The organism is Flavobacterium sp. (assembly GCF_020217025.1).
GTDB lineage: Bacteria > Bacteroidota > Bacteroidia > Flavobacteriales > Flavobacteriaceae > Flavobacterium.
The window spans coordinates 1-10000 of sequence record NZ_JAIWOF010000088.1 but is presented as its reverse complement, the minus strand read 5'-3'; the positions used below and the strand labels follow the sequence as shown (position 1 = coordinate 10000).

At 30.4% G+C, this 10000-nt stretch carries 10 protein-coding genes; 4 read left to right on the top strand and 6 right to left on the bottom strand.

Annotation, left to right across the window (positions count from 1 at the left end):
- Nucleotides 1-621, top strand: a 621-nt coding sequence (locus tag LDL23_RS04300; RefSeq protein WP_291264607.1) for a response regulator, incomplete at its 5' end; no start/stop codon positions are given.
- 13 nt (nt 622-634) lie between these two features.
- On the opposite strand, the gene LDL23_RS04295 is transcribed toward LDL23_RS04300, so the two are convergent.
- Complete coding sequence (locus LDL23_RS04295; protein WP_291264606.1) at nt 635-1888, bottom strand: DEAD/DEAH box helicase; 1254 nt, start codon at nt 1886-1888, stop codon at nt 635-637.
- 71 nt (nt 1889-1959) lie between these two features.
- Nucleotides 1960-2991 carry a formimidoylglutamase gene (locus LDL23_RS04290; protein ID WP_291264605.1) on the bottom strand — a complete coding sequence of 344 codons (1032 nt, stop codon included), beginning with the start codon at nt 2989-2991 and terminating at the stop codon, nt 1960-1962.
- 118 nt (nt 2992-3109) lie between these two features.
- Here LDL23_RS04290 and LDL23_RS04285 point away from each other — a divergent pair, with 118 nt between their 5' ends.
- Nucleotides 3110-3988 (top strand): hypothetical protein, encoded by an 879-nt coding sequence (locus LDL23_RS04285; protein WP_291264604.1) that lies wholly within the window; start codon nt 3110-3112, stop codon nt 3986-3988.
- Nucleotides 3989-4039: 51 nt separating this feature from the next.
- Here the strand turns inward: LDL23_RS04285 and crcB are convergent, their stop codons facing one another.
- Nucleotides 4040-4417, bottom strand: a complete 378-nt coding sequence (crcB, locus tag LDL23_RS04280; RefSeq protein ID WP_366935471.1) for a fluoride efflux transporter CrcB — start codon at nt 4415-4417, stop codon at nt 4040-4042.
- A 1-nt stretch (nt 4418) separates the two neighbouring features.
- On the bottom strand, nt 4419-5654 hold the full coding sequence (gene hutI, locus LDL23_RS04275; protein ID WP_291264603.1) for an imidazolonepropionase: 1236 nt from the start codon (nt 5652-5654) through the stop codon (nt 4419-4421).
- Between the two features lie 70 nt (nt 5655-5724).
- Between hutI and corA the strand changes: the two genes are divergently transcribed.
- Both corA and LDL23_RS04265 read left to right on the top strand, forming a co-directional pair.
- Complete coding sequence (corA, locus tag LDL23_RS04270; RefSeq protein ID WP_291264602.1) at nt 5725-6795, top strand: magnesium/cobalt transporter CorA; 1071 nt, start codon at nt 5725-5727, stop codon at nt 6793-6795.
- An 82-nt stretch (nt 6796-6877) separates the two neighbouring features.
- Complete coding sequence (locus LDL23_RS04265) at nt 6878-7048, top strand: hypothetical protein (RefSeq protein WP_291264601.1); 171 nt, start codon at nt 6878-6880, stop codon at nt 7046-7048.
- A gap of 72 nt (nt 7049-7120) precedes the next feature.
- Here LDL23_RS04265 and LDL23_RS04260 read toward each other — a convergent pair whose 3' ends face one another.
- Both LDL23_RS04260 and arsC read right to left on the bottom strand, forming a co-directional pair.
- Nucleotides 7121-9568, bottom strand: a complete 2448-nt coding sequence (locus LDL23_RS04260; RefSeq protein ID WP_291264600.1) for a TonB-dependent receptor — start codon at nt 9566-9568, stop codon at nt 7121-7123.
- A 75-nt stretch (nt 9569-9643) separates the two neighbouring features.
- On the bottom strand, nt 9644-10000 hold a 357-nt coding region (arsC, locus tag LDL23_RS04255; RefSeq protein ID WP_366935470.1), incomplete at its 5' end, for an arsenate reductase (glutaredoxin).

The following is a 10000-nucleotide window of genomic DNA, read 5'->3' as shown; positions in this document are numbered from 1 at the left end:
GGAATAGGAATTGCCAAAGAAGATCAAAATAAAGTTTTTGAAAAATTTGTTCAAGTATATCGTAAAGAAGACGATTATCAAGGAACAGGATTAGGATTAACCATAGTTAAAAAATTAGTCGAATTATTCAGCGGAACCATTCAATTAGAAAGCGAAGAAGGAAAAGGAACAACCATAACATTCACCTTGCCATTAGATTCTGATGTTTCTAAAGCAAAATCTATTGTTAATAATTTGGATGTAGATCTTTCAGTTAGAAAAGAATATAAAATTTTAGTGGTTGAAGACAATAAAATAAATCAAGTAGTCACTAAAAAATTACTTGAAAACAATCATTTTAAGTGTGAAATTGTAGATGATGGTTACGCGGCTCTAGAACTAGTTAGTAAAATTGATTTTGATGCCATTTTGATGGATATTAATATGCCTATCATTAATGGTTTTGAAACTTCAAAATTAATACGACAAAAAGGAATAACCATTCCAATTATTGCCGTTACAGCATTTGACAAACAAGATATTGAAGAAAAAATTATTGATGCTCAAATAGATGAAGTAATTGTAAAACCTTTTGAAAGTCATAAACTGTTTGAAACCATTAAACGATTAGTAGATAAATAAAAAAAACGTTGGCTTAGTACCAACGTTTTTTGTTTTTCTTAGAAGCTTCCGACTTTCTTGACTTTGAATCTGGATTCATCTTATTTTTATTTCTTAAATCAGGTTTTGCATCTGGATTTTTAACTTCGTCTTTCCATTCATAAGGATGATCAGAAATTACTTTGACTTTCATTCGGATTAATTTTTCAATATCCTGCCAATATGGTTTTTCATCTTTTCCACAAAATGAAATGGCTAAACCTGAATTTCCAGCACGACCTGTACGACCAATTCGGTGTACATAGGTTTCCGAAATATTTGGAATATCAAAGTTAATTACAAACGGAAGTTGTTCAATGTCGATTCCTCTTGCTGCAATATCGGTAGCCACTAAAATATCAATTTCTTTATTTTTAAATTGCTCTAAAACACGTTGACGTGCATTTTGCGATTTGTCTCCGTGAATAGCTTCAGCTTTTATATGAGCTTTTTTCAACACTTTTACAATATTATCAGCGCCGTGTTTGGTTCGGGTAAACACCAAAGCATTGCTCAAACTTTCTTGAATAATTAATTGTTTTAAAAGTAAACGTTTTTCGTCTTTGTTTACGAAATATACTTTTTGCGTTACATTTTCAGCGGTACTAGAAATTGGTGTAACCGAAATGTACTTTGGTCGTGTTAAGAAAGTATCGGCTAATTCTCTAATTGCTAAAGGCATCGTTGCAGAAAACAATAATGTTTGACGGTTTTCAGGAGTTAATTTGATGATTTTCTTTACATCATTAATAAATCCCATGTCTAACATTTGATCGGCTTCGTCTAAAACCAAGTGATGCATGTGATTCAAATCGATAAAACCTTGTTTGTGTAAGTCTAAAAGTCTTCCCGGAGTAGCGATTAAAACATCAACACCCATTTTTAGTTCATTTACTTGAGGCACTTGATTTACACCACCAAAAATCACCAACGATTTTACATTCGTATATTTTCCATAGGTTTTAAAACTCTCGTCAATTTGAATGGCTAATTCTCTAGTTGGTGTAACTACTAAAGTTCTAATATGTTTTGCTTTTTTAGCCGAACCTACAATTCTGTGAATTAAATTTAAGATAGGAATGGCAAATGCACCGGTTTTTCCTGTTCCTGTTTGAGCACAGGCAACTAAATCTTGTCCTGCTAATATTTCAGGAATGGCTTGCTCTTGAATAGGAGTAGGGTTAGTGTAGCCTTCTTCTTCTAAAGCTTGTTGTATATTGTTAAATAATTTTAATTCGTTAAATGTCATAAATAGTAATTTTTCCTATCAAATAAGTTTGATAAGGGTACAAAGATAGTGTTATTTTGAGGAATTTGGTTTTACCCCATTTTGGCTTTCATGAAATCAGTAATTAACGAAGCAATTAATTTACCTGTTAAATGATTGTTTTTAGAATCATCAAGAGCTGGAGCTCCTTCGCAAATATGAAAATATGACGCGTTCTGATGTTTTCCAAAAAAGTAAGTAAAATGTCGGGCTTTATCGACACTAAAACCACTTAATGTCATGGCACTAGAGGGAATATTAGGAATGGCATCTAAATCTAATTCCACGCCAAAAGGTTCGTTTTTAATAAAGTTTAGCGCGTTTTCTAATTCAGTTTCAAAGTTTTTCTCACGCTTTACCTCTACTTCTTCATAAGTAACATATTTAACTCTCGAAGTTAATTCTTTCAACGTATTGAAAACACTTTTTGAAACGAAGTTTTCATGCAATCCGAAAACGAAATATTTCTTTAAAAATCCATCTTCAAAAGCATAACTAAATCCGTTTCCTGAATGTCTTCCTTCTAAAATTCTAAAATCGGTATGGGCATCAAAATTGATAGCGTTAACTGGTTTTCCTTTTGCTAATGCTAAACCTTTAATGTTTCCATAAGCGTTATTGTGTCCGCCACCTACGATGATTGGAATTTTTCCAGCATTACAAATTTGGTGTACAATATGCGAAACTTCAATATCTAATTGTTCTACTAATTTGAAGAGTTCTTTTCTATGTTCTTTGTTGTTTGCATCTAAATTTTGGGCTTTTTCTAGAAGTTCATCTACATTTAATTTGCCTAAAACTAGTAAATTACTTCCTTTACAAAACTTATTGTGTTGAATATTAGCCAAACTTTGTAAAGCACTATCGTAAGCCGAAGCAGCACCAATTCTTCCTAAATTTGCTTTTACTCCAATATCTTCTGGTATTCCAAAAAGTACAAATTTAGCTTCGCTGTTGGTTATAAATTCGACAATATCAGTGTCTTTTGGGACTGTGATGATTTTTTCTCCAAATTTTATTTCGCCACTTCTGTGGTTCGTTATTTTGGCTAATTCGTTTTGGCTTAAAAGTGTAATATTCTCCATAAAATTAATAAATGCAATCAAAAGTACTATTTTTAAATAAAATTCGTTTAAAATTTAGAAAATACTTTAAAAATTGTATTTTTGGAAAAACTTAACATTAACCCAACAATACCAAAAAATGGAAAACAAATCAAATAATTCCGGATTAAAAGCTGCTGTAGTAGTCTTAGCCTTACTTTTCTTAGGAAGTGTAGGTTATATTTTTAAACTAACTTCAGATAATAAAGAGACAGTAACTTCATTAACTACAGAGAAAAATACTTTGGCTGAAGAATTAAAAGCTAAAATTGCAGAATATGATACAATGATTGCTGATAACACGGCATTAAAAGATGAATTACAAGCAGAACAAGCTAAAATGGTAGCTTTGTTAGAGCAAGTTGAAAAATCGAAAGGTGATGCTGCAGCTATGGCAAAATACAAAAATGAATACTTCCGTTTAAAAAGAGAAATGGATAATTTAGTAGCTGAAAACAAAACATTGAAAGAACAAAATGTTGCTTTAACATCTAGTTTAGATAGTACAAAAGTAGTTTTAACAGATGCTAAGAAATTCAATGATACTTTATTAACTCAGAACGAAAGCTTAACTAAAACAGTTGAAAAAGGTTCTAAATTAGCGGTTTTAAACTTAAAAGTTTTAGCAGTTAAACAGAAAAGTTCAGGAAAACAAATTGAAACAGACAAAGCTAGCAGAGCAGATGTTTTAAAAGTAAGTTTTTTAATTGCTGAAAATCAAATTGCTAAGACAGGTTCAAGAGAATATTATGTTCAAATTATTGACAGTAAAAGCAATATTTTAGGAGAAAAGAAAACAATTCCTGCTGGGGATAAAACGTTAACTTATAGCTTTATTTCTACTGTAAAATATGAAAACAAAACAGTTCAAGTAAATGAAGAAGTTCCAGGAAAAGACTTTGCTAAAGGAACTTACTTCGTAAACGTATTTGATAAAAATGCAGAATTAGTTTCTAAAACAAGTTTCGAATTGAAATAATCGTTTTATAAAATTTTAAAGTCCAATGAGAGTAATTTCATTGGACTTTTTTTATAGATATTTTGATAAATAACTTCCAAAACCAACTGCTGAAATAGTTAATATAATGGAAGTTGCCATATAGATGTAAGCAGTAATTTGGTTGTTATTCTGAAGTAAATTGTAGTTTTCTAATGCAAAACTCGAAAAAGTGGTAAATCCTCCACAAAAACCTATAATCAGTAAAAACTTCAAAGGATGATTTTCTGGAAAGTATTTTCCTAAATAACCTATAAATAATCCAATAAGTAAACTTCCTAAAATATTTACTAAAAATGTACTTAAAGGAAACGAATTTTGAAAATATTTAGAAGTTAACCAATGAGTCAAGTATCTAAGAACACTTCCCATGGCGCCTCCAATTGCAACAAGTAAAAGAGTTTTAATCATATTAAATAAATTTACCTTCAATCATTACTCTATCAATTAAATTCGTACCAAAAGCATATGGCAATTGGTAAAAACTCATAATTGGTTTTGTGATGATTAGATTTGCTTTTTTTCCTTTTGTGATACTTCCGTGCGTTTTTGAAATTCCCATCGCGTAAGCACCATTTATTGTTGCTGCGTTGATGGCTTCTTCCGGAGTCATTTTCATTTTGATGCAAGCGGTTGCTACTACAAAGTTCATATTTCCAGATGGAGTAGTGCCAGGATTGTAATCGGTTGCTAAAGCCAATGGTAATCCTGCATTCATCATTTTTCGAGCAGGAGTGTACGGAATGCTAATAAAATAAGAACAGCTTGGTAAAGCAACAGGCATAGTTTTGCTGTTTTTTAAAACTTCAATATCTTCATCAGTTACAATTTCTAAATGGTCTACAGATAAAGCGCCGTTTTCTACACAAGCTTTGATTCCGTCGATTGCGGTGAACTGATTTACGTGAATTTTTGGTTCTAAACCATATCTTCTTCCAGCTTCCATAATTTTTATGGTTTCTTCTACTGAGAAATATCCAGTTTCAAGGAAAGCATCAATATAATCTGCTAAATTTTCGGAAGCAATTTTCGGTAACATTTCGTTAATTATCAAATCAATATAACCCGAATGATTTTCTTTATATTCCATTGGAAAAGCATGTGCGCCTAAAAAAGTAGCTTTGATTGCAATTGGATAATTTTCTTTTAAACGTTTGATAACGCGCAACATTTTCAATTCGCCTTCAACCGTTAATCCGTAGCCCGATTTGATTTCGACTGCACCCGTTCCTTGTTGCATAACTTCTTCTAAACGTAATTTTGATTGCTCATAAATTTCATCTTCCGAAGTTTCGTTTAATTTTTTAGCCGAATTTAAAATCCCACCTCCACGATTGGCTATTTCTTCATAGGATAAACCATTAATTCTATCTACAAATTCCTGAATTCGGTTTCCTGCATAAACGATATGTGTATGACTATCAACCCAAGTAGGCAAAATGACTTGTCCTGTGGCATCAACAATTTTCGCATCAGAAAGTTTCGGGCAATTTTCCATTGGACCAAAATCAGAAATGATATTATTTTCAATTAAAAGAAAAGCATTATCGATTTTAGGTAATATTGCCATATCGGTTCCAGAAATTTTATCAATTCCCGCTTCTCTAATTTGTAATAGTTCTTTTATGTTGATGAATAACGTTTGCATTGAAAATAAATTTTCGTAAAAATACTTCTCATTTTTAAAAACTCCTATCTTTATATAAAATTTGTTTGTTTTGAGAAAAATTAAATACAAGAAAGGAAGGAAAGTTCATCCAAGCACATTGGAATATACAGGTATTCATAAAGATACACTTACGGAAATGCAAATGTTTGTGTACGATACTGATGAAGTTATTGAATTTCAACAATGTGAACCTCATGACTTAGATACTAATATTGATGCTTTAAAAGTGAATTGGATTAATATTCACGGATTAAATAATCATACTTTTGTAGAAAAAGTAGGGGCAAAGTTTGGTGCTGATCATTTCATTATTGGAGACATTTTAAACACCACCAAGCGAACAAGAATTGAAGAATATCATAATATTTTATTTTTCAATGTTAAATCGCTATTACCTCAAAAAAAGTCAGATAATATAAGTGTTGAACAAATTAGTTTTTTATTAAAGGATAATGTTTTGTTATCTTTTCAGGAAAAAAGAAGTGATTTTTTTACGCATATTAGAGAACGAATTAGAACAAATTCGGGAGTTGTTAGAACTAAAAAGGCAGATTATTTATTGTATCTATTGCTTGATGCAATTATTGAAAACTTTTATATTACAATTGAAAGTGAAGAAAATAAAGTGGATGATTTAATTGATTTGTCAAAGAAAAATACGAATCCAGAAGTTTTAGAATTAATTGAAAAACATCGGGATAATTTCAATTTTTTAAAACGTTCGATTATTCCATTACGCGATTCTTTGTATTCTATTAAAAGCATTAAAGATGATAATGTTTTCAATGATATTCAGCATGAAAATTTTACGTTTTTCTCACGATTACACCAAAAATGTTTAGAATTATTAGAACAAATAGATTCTGATTTAATTACTTTAGATAGTACATCAAATTATTTTTTCTCAGCTCAGAATCATAAAATGAATCAGGTGATGAAAACTTTAACCGTGGTTTCGATGTTCTTTTTACCTTTAACTTTTATCGTTGGGGTTTATGGTCAGAACTTTAAAAACTTACCTGAGTTAGAGTGGGAGTATGGCTATTTTATTATTTGGGGAATAATGTTGGCAGTTGTTGCGGTAATGTTTATTTATTTTAAAATCAAAAAGTGGTTTTAGGGTAAAAATAATAGCAATTATATTGTCAAAAATAAATATTCCTATTATCTTTGACAAGAATTCATAAATTCCGGAAAATATTATGTTTGAATTTCAACAGTACCTAGGTTTTTTACTTTTCTTAACCATATTAACTATTGGTTTTTGGTTGATGATATTCTTAGTAGGATTTGTTCAATATTGGTTGGGCGGAGCTATCATGGAATTGATTAAAGAGAAAAGAGCTAAAAAACAAGCTGAATTAGAAGGATAATTTTCTTTTAATTTTAAAAATAAAAAGTCCCGATTCAATCGGGACTTTTTTTATGGGTAATGGATTTGAAAATTATGGTCTTCCCATAAAATCACCTTCTCCATTATCTTCACGTTTTGGCTGTCTTTCTTTATCGTTTTTCTGTTTGTTAAAACGATAAGTAAAAGTTAGCATTACTTGTCTTACTCTCCATTGCATTTCGCTGTAAGAGTTTACCACGTTTGGAATGTTTGTTTCCATGATTCTTTTTCTTGAGTTGAAAACATCACTCACATTTAAAGAAATACTAGCTTTGTCTTTTAATACATCTTTACTAAAAGCCAAGTTCATTGAAGCAACACCTAATGATTTCCCTTGCGCATTAGATTGTGGTGCATTGTAAGTTCCATTAGTTTGCCAGTCGATTTTGTATGGTAGTGTAATTTTTGATGAAATTCTTGCAAACCAAGTTAAGGCTACATTATCAAAGTTTTGATTAATGGTATTTCCCAAATAATCAACATAAGAATAGTCACCTTGAGTTTCATTTCTGAAAGCATTAAAGTTACCATTTAGTCTCCACCATTTATAAGGTGTATAGTTTAAATTAAATTCAAATCCTGTTCTATATTCTTTTGATAAGTTTATTGGTGTGCTTAAAATTACAGGAACGCCTTCAACAAATAATCCTGATTCTTTTCTAATGAATTGAAATGCATCATTTGTGATATTGATGTAAGCTGAAGTATTAAATGTTAATTTTTTCCATTTTTTAAGGTAGCCTAAGTCAATAGCATCTGTATAGGATGGATTGATATCTGGGTTACCTTGGAAGATATTAATGTTACTTGATAACGATGAAACTGGGTTTAAGAAGCGACCTCTAGGACGGTTAATTCTTTTACTATAACTTAAACTAACAGAACTTGATTCTGAAAATTCATAGTTAAAAGTTGCAGACGGGAAAAAGTTGTTGTATTTTTTTGTGTTATAATCGTTTAAAGATAATGAGTTTACTTCAATATGACTGTCTTCAAAACGTAAACCAAAGAAATACGAAAATTTATTAATTTTTGAACCATATTGGCTGTAAAGGGCATTTACATTTTCAATATATTCTAATGTGTTAGAAAAATTTGAAACTGGTGTAACCACGAAATCAGTTAAATTCTTTTGGAAACTTCCTCTGTAACCTGCTTCAAAACGGCCGTTTTTACCAATTGGTAAAACATAGTCGGTTTGAATCAAATTTCTTTGTTGTTTGTTTTTATTTGATGTTCCTTGAGTTGTTAAAGAAGCAGGATCATCTAAAATTTGATCATAAATAGTTGCAAATTCATTTTCTCTATTCTGAGATGAAGCAAAATCAACTGTTAATTTATGGTCGTCTTTTTTGAATTTTTTAGTAAAGTTTGATGAGTATTCAATACTGAATTCATCACTTTTTTGATCGTTTAAACGATTTCTTACAAAGGTTGGGTTATTTGAAGCATCAAAATTATAAAAGAAAACATTATCTGGATTTTTTCCATTATTTTCTCTGAATGTTAACGCATTGGTCCAAGTTAATGATTTTGATAAATTTAAATCAATACCAAAGTTAGCATTGTAACCTTCACTTAATCTTTCATTTGTTCTTCTTTCTTTAATAAAACGACTCGTTGTACCATCTGCATTAAAGTATTCGGCGTCAACTAAAGAATTTCCTGGATTATTTCTATAATTATATCCTATGTTAGAAAATAAATTATAATCATCACTTTTCTTATTTAAATTGATGCTTGTTCCATAAGTTTCAGGATCACCTGCATTTACCATTACAGAACCATTAACACCATTTGCTTTTCCTTTTCTTAAAACAATATTAATGATACCGCCACCACCTTCTGCATCATAACGTGCTGATGGATTGGTAATAACTTCAACTTTTTCAACGGCATCTGCAGGTAATAATTTTAAAGCATCCGCAATGTTAATTCCAGCTAAACCAGAAGGTTTTCCGTCAATTAATATTTTTACATTTTCATTACCTCTTAAAGCTACAGTTCCTTCTGCATCAACTGTTACAGATGGCACGTTGTCTAAGACATCGCTAACCGTTCCACCTTTTACCATCATATCCTTGCCTACGTTGTAAACTCTTTTGTCAAGTTTAATTTCAACTGTAGATTTTTCTGCAACAACTTCAATTTCATTTAGTTGTGCTACATCGGCTTCCATTTGAATAGTGCCTAAATTGGAATCAGTATTGAAAACTTTTTGTGGTATTATTACACTTTTAAACGAAATAAATTCAGCTCTAACATTATAGTTTCCAGCAGTTACTTCAAATTTAAAATTACCATTTTCATCGGTAATACCACCAGAAAGTTGTTTGGTTGTACTATTTTCGAATACGATTGTAGCGTATTCTAAAGGAAGATTAGTTCCTTTTTCAAGAACTTTACCAGAAATAGTAATTTTTTTTCCTTCAGGACGCTGTGCAAAAGCAGTTAAACTTAAGAGTAATGTTAAGGCAACAATAAGAATTTTCTTGTTCATAATATATTTTTTCAAATAAGACTGCAAAAGTACCTTTTGGTTTAGCCTTAATTTCCTAAATCTTTGTTAAAACTACTAGAGGATTTCGTTAATCTTTTCTTTTGGTCTTGCAATAACTGCTTTATTACCATTTACAATGATTGGCCGTTCTATTAATTTGGGATTTTTTAATAGTGCATCAATGATTTGATCATCGGTTAGTTCTTTTCCTTTATAGTTTTCAATCCAAATACTTTCTTTGGTTCTAACAAGTTCTAATGGTTTGATATTCAGTTTTTTGATTACTTCTTTTAGTTCTTTTTCTGTAAAAGGTTCATCAAGATATTTTCTAATTTCAAAAGATTGATTTAAGTTTTCGATTTCGCACAAACCTTCTCTCGATTTAGTACATCTTGGATTATGGTAAATAGTTATCATGTTTTCTTTTTCACA

Coding starts and splice junctions, on each gene's coding strand:
- LDL23_RS04290 (WP_291264605.1), bottom strand. CDS start 2,991: ATGGAGAATATTACACTTTTAAGCCAAAACGAATTAGCCAAAATAACG.
- LDL23_RS04265 (WP_291264601.1), top strand. CDS start 6,878: ATGTTTGAATTTCAACAGTACCTAGGTTTTTTACTTTTCTTAACCATA.
- crcB (WP_366935471.1), bottom strand. CDS start 4,417: ATGATTAAAACTCTTTTACTTGTTGCAATTGGAGGCGCCATGGGAAGT.
- LDL23_RS04260 (WP_291264600.1), bottom strand. CDS start 9,568: ATGAACAAGAAAATTCTTATTGTTGCCTTAACATTACTCTTAAGTTTA.
- hutI (WP_291264603.1), bottom strand. CDS start 5,654: ATGCAAACGTTATTCATCAACATAAAAGAACTATTACAAATTAGAGAA.
- LDL23_RS04295 (WP_291264606.1), bottom strand. CDS start 1,888: ATGACATTTAACGAATTAAAATTATTTAACAATATACAACAAGCTTTA.
- LDL23_RS04285 (WP_291264604.1), top strand. CDS start 3,110: ATGGAAAACAAATCAAATAATTCCGGATTAAAAGCTGCTGTAGTAGTC.